Below are 18,715 nucleotides of genomic sequence, written 5' to 3' on the forward strand. Positions count from 1 at the left end.
ATGGCCGAATCGTCCTCTCCCCCGGCGCAGGCCGGCCTGCCGCCGTTGCATCTGCTGCTGGCGCTGGCGGTCGTTGCTGTTTGGGGTACCAACTTCGTGGTGATCCGCGTTGCGCTCGACGATCTGCCGCCGCTGTTGTTCGCGGCGCTGCGCTTTACCTTCGCCTTCCTGCCGGCCGCGTTTTTCATCCGGCGCCCCGCGGTGCGCTGGCAGGCGCTCGCGGCCTATGGCGTGCTGATCGGGTTCGGGCAGTTCGGGCTGCTTTACATCGCGATGCGGAGCGACATCTCGCCGGGGCTCGCCTCGCTCGTCGTGCAGTCGCAGGTGTTCTTCACGATCGGGCTCGCTATGTATTTCGGGCGGGAACGGCTGCAATCTTTCCAGATCGCCGCGTTGCTGCTCGCGACCGCCGGGATCGTCGTGATCCTTGCGCATACGGACGGCAGCACGACGCCGCTCGGCCTCGGCCTCGTGCTGATCGCCGCGATGAGCTGGGGGATCGGCAACCACGTCGCGCGGACGAGCGGGACGAGCGACATGCTGAGCTTCGTCGTCTGGTCGAGCCTGTTTTCGGTGCCGCCGCTCATCATCGGCTCGCTGCTGTTCGAAGGCCCGGCATCGATCGGCGCGGCGCTGGCGCGGGCAGACACTGCCACGTGGGCGGCGGTGCTGTGGCAATCGGTGGGCAACACGCTGTTCGGATATGCCGCGTGGGGCTGGCTGCTCGCGCGGCACCCGGCAGCGACGATCACGCCGAGCGCGCTGCTCGTGCCCGTTTTCGGCATGGCGTCGTCCGCGATCCTGCTGGGCGAAGGCCTGCCGGACTGGAAGCTGCTGGCCGCGGCGCTGGTGATGGGGGGCCTCGCGGTCAACATTCTCTGGCCACTTGCAGCACCGCGTTTTCAGCGCCGACGTTAGCCGACACGATCAGGCATTTCATCGCGCGCCGCATTCGCTTAGCAGGCTAACCAGCCAAGCAACGAGAATGGGGATTTGCCGATGTCCGAAACCGCCGCTGCGATTTCTGCCCGGGTCGAAGCGTTCGTGCGCGAGGTGATCGTGCCCTATGAGCATGACCCGCGCCTTGGCTTGCACGGCCCTTCGGAGGATCTGGTGCGCGAGCTTCGGGAGAAGGCGCGCGCGGCGGGCGTGATGACGCCGCACATCTTCGCGGACGGATCGCACCTCAACCAGCGCGATACGGCGACGGTTCTGAAAAAATCCGGCCTGTCGCCGCTGGGGCCGGTGGCCGTGAACACGATGGCGCCCGACGAGGGCAATATGTACCTGCTCGGCAAGGTCGGCAGCCCCGAGCAGAAGGCGCGCTTCCTCAGCCCGCTCGTTTCGGGCGAGGCGCGCTCGGCATTCTTCATGACCGAACCCGCCGACGAAGGCGGTGCGGGTTCCGACCCATCGATGATGCAGACGACGTGCCGGCAGGACGGCAACCACTGGGTGATCAATGGCCGCAAGGCGTTCATCACCGGCGCGGAGGGCGCGAAGGTCGGCATCGTGATGGCGAAATCGGAGGCCACTGATGGAACCGGGGGCGCGTGCATGTTCCTCGTCGACCTGCCCGACCCGGCGATCCGCATCGAGCGCGTGCTCGATACCATCGATTCCTCGATGCCGGGCGGCCACGCCATCATCGCCATCGAGAACCTGCGCGTGCCCGCCGACCAGATGCTGGGCGCGAGCGGCGAGGGTTTCAAGTACGCGCAGGTACGCCTTTCTCCCGCGCGGCTTTCGCACTGTATGCGCTGGTGGGGCGCAGCGGCCCGCGCACACGAAATCGCCAGCGCCTATGCGTGCAGGCGGCAGGCGTTCGGCAAGCTGCTCGTCGACCACGAGGGCGTCGGCTTCATGCTCGCTGAAAACCTCATCGACCTGAAACAGGCCGAGCTGATGATCGACTGGTGCGCCGACGTGCTCGACACGGGCGCGCTCGGCACGGTGGAAAGCTCGATGGCGAAGGTCGCGGTTTCCGAAGCGCTGATGCGCGTCGCGGACCGCTGCGTGCAGGTGATGGGCGGCAAGGGCGTTTCAGGAGACACGATCGTGGAGCAGGTGTTCCGCGAAATCCGCGCCTTCCGCATCTACGACGGACCCACTGAAGTCCACAAATGGTCGCTCGCCAAGAAGATCAAACGCGACACGCTTGCCGCAGGATGAAAGTGCGGCCCTCGCCACCGGTGGCGGGCGGGAACGTTTACGCCTAAAAGAGCCCCAAAGTTGAATGAGGGACTGACGGGCGCATGACACTGGAACAGGCGGTGGCGAGCACGGCGACGATGAGCGCCGCGCGGAAGGCGATGGCCGAGCGGCCGATCAGCGTGACCGAGGTGTTCACGATCGGCATAGGGCCTTCGAGCTCGCACACGGTGGGGCCGATGCGCGCCGCGCTCGCTTTTGCTGAGGCCGCGGTGAAGCGCGGCAAGGTGCGTGCGGTCGCGTGCGACGTCTACGGTTCGCTGGCGCTTACCGGGCGCGGGCACGCCACCGACACGGCGATCATCCTTGGCCTTGCGGGGAACACGCCGGAGAGCCTCGACCCCGACGCCGCCCCGGCGATTCTCGCGCAGATCCGCGGCGAGGACAAATTGCCGCTCGCGGGCGGGCGCAAGGTGAAATTCCGCGAGGCCGAGCACCTGCGCTTCCGCATGGGCGAGTTCCTGCCCGGCCACCCGAACGCCGTGCGCTTCGAGGCGCATTACGAGGGCGGCGAGATATGGATGGCGACCTATTTCTCGATCGGCGGCGGCGCGATCCTGCGCGAGGGCGAGAGCGCGCCACGCGTCAACATCCGGCTGCCGCATCCGTTCGAATCCGCCGCCGACCTGCTGCGGCTCGGCGAAGCGACGGGCCTTTCGATCGGCGACATGCTGCTGGAAAACGAACTCGCGTGGCGCAGCCGCGAGGAAACGGAAAGCTTCCTCGACAGCGTGCGCGCGGCGATGCTCGGCTGCATCGAGCGCGGCTGCCAGTCCGTGGGCGAACTGCCCGGCGGGCTGAAGGTGAAGCGCCGCGCGAACGACATCCAGCGCGCGCTGACGGCGCGGGGGCCACGCATCGACCCCTCGGCCGTGTTCGAATGGGTGAGCCTGTGGGCGCTCGCGGTGAACGAGGAGAACGCCGCCGGCAGCCGCGTCGTCACCGCGCCGACGAACGGCGCGGCGGGCGTGCTTCCCGCCGTGCTCAAATACTACGAGGTATTTACGAGCGCGCCGACGCCCGCCGGGAGCCGGCTGCTGCTCGCGACCGCATCGGCGATCGGCATCCTCTACAAGAAGCGCGCCTCGATCTCCGCCGCCGAGATGGGCTGCCAGGGCGAGGTGGGCGTTGCCTGCTCGATGGCGGCGGGCGGCCTCGTCGCGGCGCTCGGCGGCAGCAACCGCCAGATCGAGAACGCCGCCGAGATCGGCATGGAGCACAACCTCGGCCTCACCTGCGATCCCATCGGCGGGCTGGTGCAGATCCCCTGTATCGAGCGCAACACGATGGGCGCGATCAAGGCGATCAACGCCGCGTATCTCGCGCTCCACGGCGACGGGCAGCATGTGGTGAGCCTCGACGCGGTGATCGAGACGATGCGGCAGACGGGCGAGGACATGCGCTCGCAGTACAAGGAAACCAGCCTTGGCGGGCTTGCCGTCAACGTCGTCGAGTGCTGAGGCGCGGATGACGCGCATTCTCGTGATCGACGCGCACCCGGACTCCGATCCGGCGCGCTTCTGTCATGCGCTCGCGGATGCCTATGCGGAAAGCGCTGCTGGCGCGGGCCATGCCGTCGAGCGGCTGGCGCTGTCGGCGATCGACGTTCCCGTGCTCAGCAGCCAGACAGACTGGGAGGAGGGCGAGGCCTCTGCCGCCATTCGCGACGCGCAGGCGATGATCGTGCGCGCCGAGCATGTGGTGATCCTGTTCCCGTTGTGGCTCGGCGACGTGCCCGCGCTGCTGAAGGCGTTCCTCGAACAGGTGTTCCGGCCCGGCTTCGCATTCCCGACCGGACCGCGCAGGCCCAATGCCGGGCTCCTGAAGGGCAAGTCCGCGCGCATCGTCGTCACCATGGGGATGCCCGCGCTGTTCTACCGCTGGGTGTACCGCGCCCATAGCCTCAAGAGCCTGCGCAGCAATATCCTGCGCTTCGTCGGCATCGGGCCGATCCGCGAGACGCTGATCGGCAACGTCGAAGGCAGCGCCGGGAACCGCACGGAGGCGCTGGCATCGATGCGGCGGCTCGGAGCCGACGCCGCCTGACGCGATGAGCGTGCCCTCCCCGATCGACTGGCGCGAGGCCGGGCTCGGCATCGGAGAAGCCGTGCCCGAGGACCGGCGCGTGACCGGTGCGAACTGGCGGACGTGGCCGTTCAATCGCTGGGCGTTCCAGCACACGCGGATGCTCGTGCCCTCCGTGCCGCTCGCGGGCGCGGATACGCCCGCGCCGCTTGCCGCGCGCCCCGCCGACCTTTCGGGGCTGTGCTTCGCAGGCGAAGATGGCGAGACGATCGACTGGGAAACCTATGTCGCCTCCACCTACACGGATGCGATGATCGTGCTGCACCGGGGCGCGGTGGTCTATGAAACCTACCGGAACGGCATGACGGCGGCGACGCCGCATCACCTGTTCTCGGTCACCAAGTCGATCGTGGGGCTGGTCGCGGAACGGCTGATAGCGGACGGCACGATCGCGGCGGACCTCCCAACCGAGGCGGCGGTGCCGGAGCTCGGCAAAAGCGCGTTTGCGGGCACGACGCTGCGCCAGCTTCTCGACATGACCGACGGCATCGCCTTCGACGAGGACTACGCCAACCTCAATTCCGACGTACACCGCTATTCGGCAAGCTACTGGACGCCGGAGGTGGCACCGGGCGGGACACTGCCCGTACTGGCGACGCTCGACCGCCGTGAGGCTGCGCCCGGCGGCGCCTTCCGCTATCGCACGCCGATCGCCGATGCCGCCGCATGGGTGCTGCGCCGCGCGACCGGGCGTTCACTCGCGAGCCTCGTTTCCGAACATGTGTGGCGCCCGGCCGGATGCGGCGACGCGGCGCATTTCCTGCTCGACACGGGCGGCCACGAGATCGCCGGATCGGGCCTCAACGCCACCGCGCGCGATCTCGCGCGGCTGGCGCGCTTCCTGATGGCGGGCGGGCCGGTGGAAAAGGCGCTGATCGCGGGCGGCGACCGCGCGCTGTTCGCGGCGGGTGCGGCGAACATGCGGCCCGATCACAGTTATCGCGGCTTCTGGTGGGTGAACCACGCGCCGCCGGCAGCGCTGATGGCGATGGGCGTCTACGGCCAGCGGCTGCACATCGAGCCGGAAAACGACCTCGCGATCATCCGGCTCGCCTCGACGCCGCTTCCCTCGAATATCGCGAGCGATCCCCTGCACCTGCGCGCTTTTACGGCCCTCCGCGCCCACCTTCGCTGACGCATTTCCGTCACCGGAGCGACGCGCGGCCGAAACACGCGCGTGCCAAATCCGCCATGGTCACACATCCGGGGGATACGCCATGCGTCTCATTGAAAACACGGCCCGCGACACACGCCTCAGCATCCGGCTTGCAGACAGCGACGCCGACGTGCGCGCCGCGCAGGCGCTGCGCTATCAGGTCTTCTTCCGCGATTTGGGTGCGGTGCCGAGCGGCGCTGCCATAGACCTCGACGTCGATCCCTACGACCGGTTTTGCGATCATCTGCTGGTGGAAGAGACGGGCACGGAGGGCGCGCGCGTCGTCGGCACATACCGGCTGCTCCGCCAGAGCGTCGCGCATCGCCACGGCGGCTTTTACAGCGCTTCGGAATACGACCTCGCCCCGCTCGAGGCGCACGCGGCGCGGCATGGCGGCGAGCTTCTGGAACTCGGCCGCTCGTGCGTGGCGCCGGAGTATCGCGACACGGCGACGATCCAGCTCCTGTGGCGCGGCATCGGCGACTATCTGATGCAGCGGAGCATCGGCCACATGTTCGGCTGCGCGAGCTTCCCCGGCACCGATCCCGACGCGCACGCAACTGCGCTCGCCTATCTCCACCACAACCACCTCGCGCCGCAGGACCGGCGCGTGAGCGCGCACGCGCGGCACTTCACCGACATGGCGCGGGTTTCCATCGGCGGCTACGATCCCAAGGCGGCATGGCGCGCGCTGCCGCCGCTCATCAAGGGCTACCTGCGCGTCGGCGCGATGGTGGGCAGCGGCGCCTTCATCGACCGGCAGTTCAACACGGTGGACGTGTTCATGATGATGCCGGTGGACGCCATCGCGGCGCGATACGCGAAGCGCTTCGGCGCGGCGGCGTGACGCGCGTTCCGCCCGGAACCAAACTCGGCTACTGATCGCTTTTCCATCGGCAACGTGTTTGCCGGGAAGGAAGGAAGCGGATGGCCGATACGCCGGTTTTGCTCTCGGGCGGCAATCCCCAGATCGCCAAGGGCTATGGGGATGCGCCGGTGCAGGCCTATATCGCGGCAATGCCGGGCTGGAAGCGCGACGTCGGACACCGCCTCGACACGCTCATCGAAAAAACCGTTCCCGGCGTCCGCAAGGCGGTGAAATGGAACTCGCCGTTCTACGGCGTCGAGGAAGGCAGCTGGTTCCTCAACCTTCATTGCTTCGACAAATACATCAAGGTCGCGTTCTTCCGCGGGACGTCGCTGCGCCCGGTTCCGCCGGTCACATCCAAAAGCCAGGACACGCGCTATTTCCACATCCACGAGAACGACACGCTCGACGAAGCGCAGTTCGCGGTATGGGTAAAGCAGGCGAGCGCATTGCCCGGTGAACGCATGTGAGCGCCCACCAACCCTAATGGAAATCCCGCGAGCCGGGGAGGATGCGCACGTTGCGCGGATGCCCCCGGCTGCGCCGCACGGGCATGGCGGCGGCTTCGGAGAGGCGGGCGAGTTCTTCGCTGCGATCGATGACCTTCGACGCCATCAGGTGGACGACGCCCTCGCGGCTTTTCTGCACTTCACCTTCGATCACCATCACGCGCGCGGACATGACGGCGCGGCGATAGGGCTCGAACAGGCGCGCCCACAGCAGCGCGTTGGTGATGCCAGTTTCGTCCTCCAGCGTGATGAAGATCGCGTTGCCCTTGCCGGGGCGCTGGCGGATCAGCACCACGCCCGCCGTGCGCACGCGCGCGCCGTTTCGCGCCGCCGCGGTTTCGGCGCAGGTGAGGACGCCCTCGGCGCGGAATACATCGCGCAGGAACTGCATCGGGTGCGCCTTCAGCGACAGGCGCGTCACCTGATAATCGGTGGCGACATGCTCGGAGAGCGGCATCGCGGGGAGCGCCGGATCGGGCTCGTCACCGAGTTCGCGCGCACCGGCGGCGGCAAACAAGGGCAATTCATCCTGCGGCATCCGCCGCGCTTCCCACAGGGCGGCGCGGCGATCGATGCCGATGGAGCGGAACGCATCGGCATCGGCGAGCAGTTTCAAGGCACGCTGCGGCAATGCGGCACGACGGGCGAGCGTTTCCACCGACACGAAGGGGCCGCCCCCGCGCTCCGCCATCATGGCGGTCGCCCAAGCCTCGCGGAAACCGTCGATCTGGCGGAGGCCGAGGCGAAGCGCGAGGCTGCCGTCCGTGCGGGCTTCGAGGCCGCTGTCCCAATCACTCGCGTTGATATCGGCAGCGCGGACCGCGACGCCGTGTTCGCGCGCATCGCGGACGAGCTGGGCGGGCGCGTAGAACCCCATCGGCTGTGAATTGAGGAGCGCGCAGGTGAACACCGCCGGGTGATGGCATTTGATCCACGCCGAGACGTAGACGAGCTTCGCGAAGGATTGGGCATGGCTTTCGGGAAAACCATAGCTGCCGAAACCCTCGATCTGCTTGAAACAGCGTTCGGCGAAGTCCTGCGTGTAGCCGCGTGACGTCATGCCGCCGATCATCTTTTCGCGGAAATGATGGATGGTGCCGACGTTGCGGAATGTCGCCATCGCGCGGCGCAGACCGTTCGCCTCGTCGGACGTGAAATCGGCGGCGACGATGGCGAGCTTCATCGCCTGCTCCTGAAACAGCGGCACGCCGAAGGTCTTTTCGAGCACGTCTTTCAGCTCATCGGGATCGTGTGGCGGCGCGGGCGAAGGCAGGTCGATCCTCTCCTCGCCGTTTCGCCGCCGCAGATAGGGATGCACCATGTCGCCCTCGATCGGACCGGGGCGGACGATCGCGACCTGGATGACCAGATCGTAGAATTTTCGGGGCCTGAGACGCGGCAGCATGTTGATCTGCGCGCGGCTTTCCACCTGGAACACACCGATGCTGTCGCCCTTGCAGAGCATGTCGTAGGTGGCGGAATCTTCACCCGGAATCGTATCGAGCTTCCAGTCGCCGAGACCGTGTACGCGCATCAGATCGAAACTCTTGCGGATGCAGGTGAGCATCCCGAGCGCGAGAACATCGACCTTCATCAGGCCGAGCGCATCGATATCGTCCTTGTCCCATTCGATGAAGGTGCGGTCCTCCATCGCGGCGTTGTGGATCGGCACCATCTCGTCGAGGCGGCCTTCGGTGAGCACGTAGCCGCCGACATGCTGCGAGAGATGGCGCGGGAATTCGAGGAGCTGGCCGACGAGATCGCGGAGCCGCGCGATCTCCGGGTTGTCGCCATCGAACCCTGCCTCTTCGTAGCGGCGGTCTTCCATGCTGCCGTAGCTGCCCCAGACGCTGGACGAGAGCCGCGCCGTCACATCCTCGCTGATGCCGAGCGCCTTGCCGACCTCACGCAGCGCACTGCGCGCACGGTAGTGGATGACGGTAGCGGTGATTGCAGCCCGGTGGTGACCGTAACGTTTGTAAACGTACTGCATCACCTCTTCGCGCCGTTCGTGCTCGAAATCGACGTCGATGTCGGGCGGTTCGCCGCGTTCCTCCGAAAGGAAGCGCGAGAAGAGCAGGTTTTCCTTCACCGGATCGACTGCAGTGACGCCGAGCAGAAAACAGACGAGCGAATTCGCCGCAGAGCCGCGGCCCTGACAGAGGATCGGCGGCTTCTGCGAGCGCGCGAAGTTCACGATGTCGTGAACGGTGAGGAAGTAATAGGCGTAATTGCGTTTGCGGATGAGACCGAATTCCTCATCAAGGATCGCCTGCATCTTGGGCGAGATCCCATCCGGATGCTTCGCGTGCGCGGCCGTCATCACCAGATGCTCGAGCCAGTCCTGCGGGGTCCAGCCTTCGGGGACGGGTTCGTGCGGGTATTCGTATTTCAGTTCTTCGAGCGAAAACCGGATGCGCTCCAGAAGCCGCACGCTTTCCGCGACCGCCTCCGGGCAATCGCGGAACAGGCGCGCCATTTCGGCGGGCGGCTTCAGATGGCGCTCGGCATTGGCAGCGAGGCGGCGACCGGCGGCGTGGATGGTCGTTTTCTCGCGGATGCAGGTGAGGATGTCGTGCAGCGGACGCGCGGCGGGGGTGGCGTAGAGCGCATCGTTGGTGGCGAGGAGCGGCACGCCGGTGCGCGCTGCGAGCGCCATCAATCGGGCGAGATGGCGGCGGTCGCTTCCTGCGCGCGGCATCGCGGCGCCGAGCCAGACATTGCCGGGCGACGCGGTTTCGATCTGGCGGAGTGCGAGCTCGTGCGTGTCGTCCGCCATCACGATGAAGAGCAGATCCTCGCGATGATCGAGGAGATCGCGCAGGGTGAGGATGCAATCGCCCTTCTCAGCGCGGCGGTTGCCGAGCGTCAGCAGGCGCGTGAGGCGCCCCCAGCCATGGCGGGTTTCGGGATAGGCAACGATGTCGGGTGTGCCGTCCGCGAAGACGAGGCGCGCGCCGACCGCGAGCCTGAACGGCGTTTCCGCACCGGCATCTTTCAGTGACGCCCACGCGCGCACCACCCCGGCGACGCTGTTGCGATCCGCGATGCCGATGCCGGCATGTCCGAGCGATATCGCCGCCGCCACCATCTCCGCCGGGTGCGAGGCGCCGCGCAGGAAGGAGTAGTTGGTCGCGGCGACCAGCTCGGCAAAAGCTGCGCTCATGCGAACAGGCCGTGCAGATACCAGCGCGGGTTCGTCTCTTCGCGGCCATAGAGGCCGTGACGGAAGATCCACAGGCGGCGGCCGCTTTCGTCTTCGACACGGTAGTAATCGCGCGTGAGGCCGGGCCTGCGCCACCATTCGGCTGCAATGCGCTCCGGCCCTTCGGCGCGCACGATGGTGAGGACCGCGCCGCCAAGCCGAAAGCGCCGGGGCGGCCCATCGGGCACATCCGCGACGACATTCGAAAGCGGACGGGGCGGGTGAATGAGTGCGAGCGGACGCAAGGGGGGCTCGCCCGAAGACGGAACTGGCCAATCTCCGGAAGGGCTGCCGGAGCGGAGCCGGGCGGCACGTTCCGGGATGTGGCTCTCCCGCGGATGAAAGCGCAGCAAACGCTCCGGCCCCAGCCGCGCGGCGAGGCGATCGACGAGCGCATCAAGCGCAGGGCCGGGCGGCGGCGCACGGTCGAGATCGGGCTGGCCGGGAGAAAGCGCCTCCGTGACCGGCACGGCGAGGCATACGGCATCGAAACCGAAGCCGGGGTCGAGCGGGTCTTCGAGGCGCGCGAGGCTGTGCGTGAACAGCGTGACGACCGGCGTGGGATGGCGGACGGGGGTGCTGGTCTGGACGGAGACCGTCTGTTCCTTGCCGTCGGCGCGGAAGAACACCGCCTCGAAACGGCGCCCGCCCTCCCCGCGCGCCTCCAGCATCCGGCACGCCTCAGCGAGCAGATCGGCAAGCACGCCGAGCACATAATCGGTGCGTGCGACCGGCTCCGCGAAGCGGCGCTCGACCTCGACCGGCGGCAGCACGCGGCGCGGCACGAAAGGGCTTTCCGCATCGCCGACCATGCGGCGCACCGCCGTCGCCGCCTGCGCCCCGAAACGCGTGGCGAGCCCAGCGAGCGGACGGCAGGCGATATCCCCCACGGTATGGAGCCCGGCGCGACGTAGCGCCGTCTCGCGCTCCTCCCCCAGACGCAGCGCCGCAACCGGAAGCGCCGCGACGGACGCCGCCCCGAACTGCGCGAGCGCCCGCGCCGCATCGGGCGTGTCCGCGAAGGCGGTGCGCACGGTAAAGCCGTGACGCCTGAGCCGCAGGCGCGCAGCGCGCACCAGGCCGTCCTCCCCACCGAAGAGATGCGCGGCGCCAGCGATATCGAGGATGAGCGTGTCCGGCAGATCCGGCGCCACCATCGGTGTGTAGCGGATGCAGATGTCCGCGAGCCGTTCGAGCAGGCGCCGGTCGGCTTCCGGATCGTGGTCCGCAACCAGAAGCGCCGACACGCGCGCACGCGCATCGGCGAGCGGCAGGCCGGGGAGGAGCCCGAGCGCTTCGGCATGACGATCCGTGGCGGCGAGGCGCAGCGCGCCCTTCACCGGCTCGGCGATGACGAGCGGGCGTTCAGGCGACCCTGTGCGCCCGGCGCGCGCCAGCCGCTCCGCGGGGAGCCACGGGAACCACAGCGCCAGATAGCGGCGCTTCACGAAAGACACGTGCGTCACGATCCCACTCCACGCGCCAGCCGGAGCCGGCGGGACCGGCGCGGCGGCGCAGCAATTCCACAGCGAACACCGGATGACCCGGCGCATCCGCCGCCAGTGCCCGAGACGGTGCCGCCTCAATGCGCCAGCGGGTTTCCGCCGCGCTCGGCGCGGGCTCGGCATCGAGCCGCAGCAGAAACAGCGGCACACCCGACGCTTCGGCCGCGAGCGTGAGCCTGCGCGTGCCGGTGAGCCCGAACAGGCGCGTACGGCCCACGCTTTCCGCGATCACAGCGCCGAGGGCGACGACGCGCAGTGCATCCACCGCTGCCGACAGCAGCGCCGCCTCATCCGGCGCCTGCGCGACGATGCACGCAGCCGGATCGATGCCGAGCTCCGCGAGCCCCGGCCCGTAAAGCGGCGCCCGGCGCGCGGCCGCATCCGTCCGCAGCCAGACGACCGGTGCCGCTGCCGCCGCCGAAAACGCCATCAGCGCCGCGAACCCAGCGGCCGCGCCACTGCCACCATCTCCGAACACTTCATGCAGCCGACCGCGCACCACGCCAGCCGCATCGAGGCCCGCATGTCCTGTAACGATGCCCGCACCCCGGCCGTGCGCGCCCCGACCTTCCATCTCGGCAACGATGCCGCGCAGATCGGCGAGAGAGGTCGGCGAATCGGACATATTGTTCTCTATTTGTTCTAGTATCGCTTCCCGTCACCGAGAGAGTCAAGGCCACGTGCGTCAGCGCGGATCGGCGGGATCGTATCCGAAATGGATTATAGTAAATCTCTTTTTAATCATCGCGACTTAACCGCTGCAGGGTGACATTTTCGTCCGTCTGATGAGAGGATCAGAATAACAATGAGAGTCATGAAATCTGCTGCCCTGTCGCGCAAGGCCACCCTGTATTCGGGTGCTGCGCTCGCCCTACTGGCCGCTTCGCCCGCACTCGCCGCGTCGCTGGTGCTGACCGGCGACTACATCCAGATCGGCATCAACGACAACGGCACACTCGGCTATTCGGGAAACACCTCGCCGGGCATTCTTTATGACGGCACGGGCACGGGCACGTTCAATCCCGCCTACGATTATCTGACGCCGGGTTCGCCCTTTGAAGGCTTCGTCGTCAGCGGCACGGGCGGTTCGGCCTTCACGCTCATCAACAACAACGACGGCATATTCGACATCACCGGCGGTACGCTCACCGACTACAGCGGCGTCGCCTTCAACGGTGCGACCTATGAGCAGCGCGCGGTATGGACGGGAACGGCCGGCGGCCTGTTCACGATCACCAACGACTATTATTTCGACGAGGACGAACAGCAGCTGAAGATCCGTACCACGATCACTGCTCTCAGCGACCTCACGGACATCACCTTCTCGCGCCAGCTCGATCCCGATGCGGTCGCAGCGCCGGGAGATTCGAGCGCCACCAACAACTTCCGTGGGACCGGATCGGTTTCCGCGAACGACCTCGTCTATGCCGAGGCGCTGGTTTCGAAGTACGTGATCGGCCTCTACACCAACAGCAGTTACACGCACAATTCGGCCGTTACCTGGTGGACGACGGATACCGCGTCCTATCTCAGCGGTACGGACGTCGGCGACGGCGACAATACCATCGGTCTCGGGTTCGACCTCGGCGACCTTTTGACCGGCGGCACGATCACCTTCGATTATTCCTACATCTTCGGCACCGACATCAGTTCCGCGATCAGCCAGAACATCACCGGCACCAGCACGACGACCGACCTCGTCAACGGCGACGTCAATCCCGTGCTCGATGGCGGCACGCTGCTCGTGGATGCGCCGGGAAGCTACAGCGCAAATCTCAGCATCACCGACAATGACGGCACGATCGACACCGACGGCAACAACGCCGCCTTCACGGGTGTCATCTCCGGTTCGGGCGGGCTCACCAAGGATGGCGCGGGGACGCTCGTTCTCACGGGCGCCAATACCTATTCGGGCGGCACCACGGTCAGCGAGGGCACGCTCGTCGGCACCACGACAAGCCTGCAGGGCGACATCGTGAACAACGCCGCGCTTGTCTTCGATCAGGCGACGAACGGCACGTTTGCCGACGACATCTCCGGCTCGGGCAGCCTTACCAAGGATGGCACCGGAACGCTCACGCTGACCGGCGCGAACAGCTATGCCGGCGGCACCACCATCACGGGCGGGACGCTCGTCGGCAGCACCGCGAGCCTGCAAGGCGGCATCGTGAACAACGCCGCGCTCGTCTTCGACCAAGCGACGAACGGTACGTTCGCAGGCGTTATTTCAGGGAACGGCGCTCTCACCAAATCGGGTGCGGGCACGCTGAACCTGACAGGAACCAGCACCTTCAGCGGTACGACAACGGTCGGCGCCGGCCGCCTTGCGGTCAACGGCTCCCTCGCCGCGTCCGACGTTGACGTGCGGAACGGGGCCAGCATCGGCGGCAACGGCACCGTCGGCGGGCTCATCGTGCGCACCGGCGCGACCGCAGCGCCGGGCAATTCGATCGGCGAGCTGACTTCGGCGACCTTTGTGATCTTCGAAGCCGGCTCCACCTACGAGGTGGAAGTCGATGCCGCCGGCAATACCGACCTGATCGTGGCCACCAGCACGGCGACGATCGAGGGCGGCACCATCGCGGTGCTGGCGGAAGACGGCGACTACCTGCCGCAGACGCACTATGAGATCGTGACGGCAGGCGCCGGCGTGACCGGCACGTTCGAGGACGTGACGAGCAACCTCGCCTTCCTGACGCCGACGCTGAGCTATGGCCCGAACGCCGTCACGCTCACGCTCACGCGCAACGACATCACGTTTGCGGCAGCGGGCACGACGCCGAACCAGATCGCCACGGGCAGCGCCATCGACAGCGCGTTCAGCCCCGCAAGCGCCGTTTACACCGCGCTTGTCGGCGCCTCGACGGCCGAAGCCGGTCGCGGCCTCGATGCCTTCTCGGGCGAAATCCACGCATCGAGCCTTTCGATCGCATCCGAAGGCGCGGCGCAGCTTCGCCGCTCGCTGCTCGGCCGTTCGCAGGGTGCTGCGGCGACCACCGAAGGCCGCAATATCGTGCTGTGGTCCGAAGCCGGCGGTAACTGGATCAACCGCGACGGCAACGGCAACGCGGCCGATGTGAACAGCTCCGGCTATTCACTGCTGCTCGGCATCGAAGCCAATGTCGGCGACACCGTGAAGATCGGTATCGCGGGCGGCACGACGGAAGCGGACGTGACACTGAGCGCGCGCGGATCGAAGGCGGAGACGCAAAGCCTCTACGGCGCGGTCTACGGCAGCGCCGCCTTCGGCGCGCTGACGCTGCGCGCCGGCGCCAGCTATGCCGACCTCGACACCGATACGACGCGCAACGTCGACTTCCGCAGCTTCAGCGAGGAGCTGACGGCGAGCTACGGCGGATCGGCCGTGCAGCTGTTCGGCGAGATCGGCTACACGCTGCCGCTCGGCAAGGGTTCGGTGGAGCCGTTTGCAGGCATCAACGGCTTGTGGCTGAAGGACAAGGACTTCGCCGAAACCGGCGGCACCGCCGCGCTTGAAGGCGATGGACGCCGCCGCAGCTACAGCTGGTCCTCGCTCGGTCTACGCGCAACGATCGGCGGCGCGCAGGCGCCCGTCGTCGGCCGCGTGCAGATCGGCTGGGAACATGCGCTCGGCGATGTCGACGTGACTTCGGATCTGCAGTTCGCCGCAGGCGGCACCGCCTTCCGCATCGAAGGCACGCCGCTTTCAAAGGACAGCGTGCAGGCCGAAGCGGGCCTCGACTGGCGCGCGGCCCCGGGCCTCACGCTCAGCACGCGCTACACCGGTAACCTCGGCGATCACGGCCAGGACCACGGCGTCCGCGCGACAGTCGCCATCAAGCTCTGACGAAACGCAAGGGGAGGCCGACGACACACGTCGGCCTCCCCTTATCTTTTTCCGTCAGCGCCCCGTGCGGCGGTGCCAGAGGAGCCAGGAGTAGAAGACGGGCGGGAGCGTGCTGACGAGGAGCGCGCCTATGACCAGCGCGCCACGTACCTCGGGGGTGAGCGGAAGCAGCCCCGCGAGAAGCAGCGCCAGGCCGCCTGCCATCGTGGTCCACGCGCCGAAGCGATGCGTGGCGATCCAGTTGTCCGTATCAAGGAGCGCCCAAGGCGTGCGGATGCCCACGAAGAAGCCGGGGCGCGATTTCGGCAGGACGTTTCCAACGTAAATCAGCAGCAGGCCCACACCCACGAGCGGCAGCATGATCGGTATAGTCCAGCCGAACGCCGGGGCGGCGACCAGAAGCTCCACCATGATCATGATGCCCAGAATGCCGATCCACCCCGCGCGATAAAGCGCGGCGCTGCCTTCCATGCGATTCTGCAGAGGTTCGAGGCGCGGCAGGACGGCAAAGACCAGCGACAGCACGGCGCACAGCACCACCGGCGCGAACAGCGCGAACGCCGCATCGCCATGCCGATCCGCCTCTCCGGCGAGGTTCCAGTGCATGGGAAGCTGCGTGCCTTCGGGCAGCAGCGCGAGCGCGATTGTCGCAATCGCGGCAAGGGCCGCCACGGTGATCCACGAGATGACGATCAGTGCGTGCTCGCGCATTCCGCTGTTTCCTTCTCCGCTTCGCCCACGCCAAGCCGACCCATGAAGGCCATCACGACCTCTTCGACCGCCGACAGGTTGAGCGTGTAGATGATGCTGCCGCCGCGGTTTTCGCCCTGAATCAGCCCCGCCGATTTCAGCTTCGCGAAGTGCGCGGACATCGTGGGCTTCGAAACGGGAAACGCATCGGCAAGCGCCCCGGCGGACTTGCCGCCTTCCTTCAGCATCTCGAGCACCTGTCGGCGGATCGGATGCGCCAATGCGTCGAAAACCGCGTTCACGACCCCTCATTTGTCTATTAGCGAAATGACTAAATCATAAACTGGACCGCCCGGTCAACCCTAGACCCGCGATCATGCCGCGAATGATTGGCGATAGCGTATCGACGAAGGCCGCGCGCGGGGCCATAAACCGGGGCATGACTCACCACCTCTACCTTGCGCTCGGCTTCCTGTCGCTGGCGCTCGGCATCATCGGGGCGTTCCTGCCGCTGCTTCCCACGACGATCTTCATCATCATCGCGGCTTATTTCTTCGGGCGGTCTTCAGAGCGGCTGGAGGCGAAAATCCTGGCGCATCCGAAGCTGGGCCCGCCGGTGATCGCGTGGCGGCGTGAAGGCGCGATCAGTACGCGCGCCAAGATCGCGGCGTGCACGGGCATGGCCTTCGGATACGCGGTTTTCCACCTGACCGGGAACCCTTCGCCGCTGTGGCGCGGGCTGGCGGCAGCGGGGCTGCTCGCCTCTGCGCTCTTCGTGGTTACGCGGCCAAGGCCGACGGTGGAACGCGAAACGGAACAAGCGCGCTAGTCGACGCGGCGAGCACGGGCCTGTCGGCAACACCGAACAGCGCGGGCAAGGCGGACTGGCGGGCGGTGAGCATCTCGAGCCACGGGCTGAGCACGAGGCCGATGGCAACGGGCAGCAGCCATAGCGACGATCCCATACCGGCCGCCGCGAACGCCAGCATGGCGGCGCCGAGCAGCACATGCGGGCGATAGTGGCGCAATGCGTCGCCGAAGGCGATGCCGTCCGTCTCGCGGCGCTGGGGCGACCAGCCGCTGCTGCGGCCCATCAGAATATCGGCAAGGTTCAGCGTCTGCGTGAACATCATCAGCGGGGCGACGAGCGCCGAGAGCGGCACATCGACGAGGATGCCCATCGCGATCCGCCGCACGCCGCCGAGCGCGGCGCGGCGTCGGCGATCGATCAGTGTCCAGACGAGGCCAAGCAGCTTGGGACCGAACAGCAGCGCGAACGTGAAGCCGAGCAGCCAGGGTGCGGGCGCGACGCCCGCACCCTGTGTTAAATGGTGCACGATGCCCGCGACGATGAGCAGCAGCCACAGCGGCGAGGTGAAGTACGCCGAACCACCCATCAAGAGCTGCAGCCGGTTCACCCAGTGGAAGCCGCGGCTGCCGAGGACGCGCAGGTGCTGCAGATTGCCCTGACACCAGCGCCGGTCACGCTTCGCGAAATCGACGATGCTGGGCGGGAACTCCTCTGTGCTGCCGGGCGCGGCGACCATGTGCACCGCCCAGCCGCGGCGGCGGAGCAGCGCTGCCTCGACCATGTCGTGGCTCATGATCGCGCCGCCGAACGGCGCGGCGCCGGGAAGCGCGGCGAGGCCGCAGCTTTCGGCGAAGGCGCGTGTGCGCAGAATCGCGTTGTGACCCCAGAAGGTCGCCTCGCTGCCCGACCACCAGATCATGCCCGCCGTCGCCACCGGGCCGTAAAGACGCCCCGAGAACTGCTGCCAGCGCGCGAAGAGCGTGCGGGCATTGACGACATCCGGCACGGTCTGGATGAGGCCGACGCCGGGGTTCGCATCCAGCGTCGCGGCCATGCGCGCCATCGTGCGCCCGTCCATCAGGCTGTCGGCATCGAGCACGAGCATGTAATCGTAGGCGCCGCCGAACCGGCGCACCCAATCGGCGATGTTGCCGGGTTTGCGCTCGATATTCGCCTCGCGGCGGCGATAGTAGAGGCGCGGGGCGAGCGTGGGGCGGAGCGACAGGAAGGCGGCATATTCGGCGCGGCCGTTCTCGGGGCTGGAATCGCTGAGCACGAAGATGTCGAAATCGCGTGCGCACCCTTCGCGAGCCAGCGAGAGCGCCATGGCGCGGATACGGGCGAAAACGGCGGATACGTCTTCATTGTAGACAGGGACGAGAATGGCGGTGCGCCCTTCGGGTGCGGTTTCCGCCACGAGATCGAAATCGCGTGCGCCGACAAGCAGGCGAACGAAACCCGCGAGCGCGGTGAGGAAGCCGAAACCAATCCACGCGAACAGCGGCACGAACAGCGCGACGAGCAGCAGCTCGCCGAGCGCGAAGCCGCCCGGCGCGGCGGCGCGCGCCATTTCGCCGCCGCCCACGAGCGCGATGAGCAGCGTTGCGGCAATCAGCAGAAAGCGGCGGAGCGCAATGCCCTGCGGCGCGGTTTCGGACCGCAGCGGCGCGGGATCGCACGCGCGCCAATCCTGCAGCGGCATGGCGAGCGGCGCTTCGGGCGGAAGCCCTTCCGCGCGCCGGTGCAGCGTATTGTAGGAAACCGTGTCGTAGCCTCCGGACACGCCTTCAGACAGCAGGACTTCGTGACGCATAATTTCAGTATCGACCCTGGTTACACTTCCGGCCCA

15 protein-coding genes are annotated in these 18,715 nt (G+C 67.3%); 9 read left to right on the top strand and 6 right to left on the bottom strand.

Going from position 1 to position 18,715, the window contains the following annotated elements:
- The 7 genes from ACFQ00_RS00935 (at position 1) to ACFQ00_RS00965 (ending at position 6,790) form a co-directional block, all read left to right on the top strand.
- The gene (locus ACFQ00_RS00935; RefSeq protein ID WP_381484874.1) at positions 1 to 918 is read left to right on the top strand and encodes an EamA family transporter; all 918 of its coding nucleotides are present in this window, start codon (positions 1 to 3) and stop codon (positions 916 to 918) included.
- An 81-nt stretch (positions 919 to 999) separates the two neighbouring features.
- The gene (locus ACFQ00_RS00940) at positions 1,000 to 2,172 is read left to right on the top strand and encodes an acyl-CoA dehydrogenase family protein (RefSeq protein WP_381484877.1); all 1,173 of its coding nucleotides are present in this window, start codon (positions 1,000 to 1,002) and stop codon (positions 2,170 to 2,172) included.
- A gap of 119 nt (positions 2,173 to 2,291) precedes the next feature.
- Positions 2,292 to 3,671, top strand: coding sequence for an L-serine ammonia-lyase (locus tag ACFQ00_RS00945; RefSeq protein WP_381485879.1), 1,380 nt, complete (start codon positions 2,292 to 2,294; stop codon positions 3,669 to 3,671).
- Between the two features lie 7 nt (positions 3,672 to 3,678).
- Positions 3,679 to 4,257: an NAD(P)H-dependent oxidoreductase gene (locus tag ACFQ00_RS00950; protein WP_381484880.1), complete on the top strand. Its 579-nt coding sequence runs from the start codon at positions 3,679 to 3,681 to the stop codon at positions 4,255 to 4,257.
- Positions 4,258 to 4,261: 4 nt separating this feature from the next.
- Positions 4,262 to 5,431, top strand: a complete 1,170-nt coding sequence (locus ACFQ00_RS00955; RefSeq protein ID WP_381484883.1) for a serine hydrolase domain-containing protein — start codon at positions 4,262 to 4,264, stop codon at positions 5,429 to 5,431.
- A gap of 82 nt (positions 5,432 to 5,513) precedes the next feature.
- A complete protein-coding gene (locus tag ACFQ00_RS00960) occupies positions 5,514 to 6,299 on the top strand; it encodes a GNAT family N-acetyltransferase (protein ID WP_381484886.1) in 786 nt (261 codons plus the stop codon).
- An 80-nt stretch (positions 6,300 to 6,379) separates the two neighbouring features.
- Positions 6,380 to 6,790 carry a DUF1801 domain-containing protein gene (locus ACFQ00_RS00965; protein ID WP_381484888.1) on the top strand — a complete coding sequence of 137 codons (411 nt, stop codon included), beginning with the start codon at positions 6,380 to 6,382 and terminating at the stop codon, positions 6,788 to 6,790.
- Positions 6,791 to 6,803: 13 nt separating this feature from the next.
- Here the strand turns inward: ACFQ00_RS00965 and ACFQ00_RS00970 are convergent, their stop codons facing one another.
- The 3 genes from ACFQ00_RS00970 to ACFQ00_RS00980 are packed head-to-tail and all read right to left on the bottom strand — an operon-like array spanning position 6,804 to position 12,164.
- Entirely contained in the window at positions 6,804 to 9,995 is a 3,192-nt protein-coding gene (locus ACFQ00_RS00970) for an error-prone DNA polymerase (protein ID WP_381484890.1), read from the bottom strand.
- Positions 9,992 to 11,500 carry a Y-family DNA polymerase gene (locus ACFQ00_RS00975; protein WP_381484893.1) on the bottom strand — a complete coding sequence of 503 codons (1,509 nt, stop codon included), beginning with the start codon at positions 11,498 to 11,500 and terminating at the stop codon, positions 9,992 to 9,994. Before ACFQ00_RS00975 ends, ACFQ00_RS00970 begins: the two co-directional genes overlap by 4 nt.
- A complete protein-coding gene (locus tag ACFQ00_RS00980) occupies positions 11,400 to 12,164 on the bottom strand; it encodes an ImuA family protein (protein ID WP_381484897.1) in 765 nt (254 codons plus the stop codon). The genes ACFQ00_RS00975 and ACFQ00_RS00980 overlap by 101 nt, the downstream gene beginning before the upstream one ends.
- Before the next feature lie 189 nt (positions 12,165 to 12,353).
- Between ACFQ00_RS00980 and ACFQ00_RS00985 the strand changes: the two genes are divergently transcribed.
- Entirely contained in the window at positions 12,354 to 15,365 is a 3,012-nt protein-coding gene (locus tag ACFQ00_RS00985) for an autotransporter outer membrane beta-barrel domain-containing protein (protein ID WP_381484900.1), read from the top strand.
- A 54-nt stretch (positions 15,366 to 15,419) separates the two neighbouring features.
- On the opposite strand, the gene ACFQ00_RS00990 is transcribed toward ACFQ00_RS00985, so the two are convergent.
- Both ACFQ00_RS00990 and ACFQ00_RS00995 read right to left on the bottom strand, forming a co-directional pair.
- Positions 15,420 to 16,076, bottom strand: a complete 657-nt coding sequence (locus tag ACFQ00_RS00990) for an SdpI family protein (RefSeq protein WP_381484903.1) — start codon at positions 16,074 to 16,076, stop codon at positions 15,420 to 15,422.
- Entirely contained in the window at positions 16,058 to 16,357 is a 300-nt protein-coding gene (locus ACFQ00_RS00995; protein WP_381484906.1) for an ArsR/SmtB family transcription factor, read from the bottom strand. The genes ACFQ00_RS00990 and ACFQ00_RS00995 overlap by 19 nt, the downstream gene beginning before the upstream one ends.
- 137 nt (positions 16,358 to 16,494) lie before the next feature.
- Between ACFQ00_RS00995 and ACFQ00_RS01000 the strand changes: the two genes are divergently transcribed.
- On the top strand, positions 16,495 to 16,884 hold the full coding sequence (locus ACFQ00_RS01000; RefSeq protein WP_381484909.1) for a YbaN family protein: 390 nt from the start codon (positions 16,495 to 16,497) through the stop codon (positions 16,882 to 16,884).
- Here the strand turns inward: ACFQ00_RS01000 and mdoH are convergent.
- A complete protein-coding gene (gene mdoH / locus ACFQ00_RS01005) occupies positions 16,835 to 18,679 on the bottom strand; it encodes a glucans biosynthesis glucosyltransferase MdoH (RefSeq protein WP_381484912.1) in 1,845 nt (614 codons plus the stop codon). The two genes, ACFQ00_RS01000 and mdoH, sit on opposite strands and share 50 nt — an antisense overlap.
- Positions 18,680 to 18,715: the final 36 nt, after the last annotated feature.

The organism is Sphingosinicella xenopeptidilytica (assembly GCF_042676985.1).
Taxonomy (GTDB): Bacteria; Pseudomonadota; Alphaproteobacteria; order Sphingomonadales; family Sphingomonadaceae; genus Sphingosinicella; species Sphingosinicella xenopeptidilytica.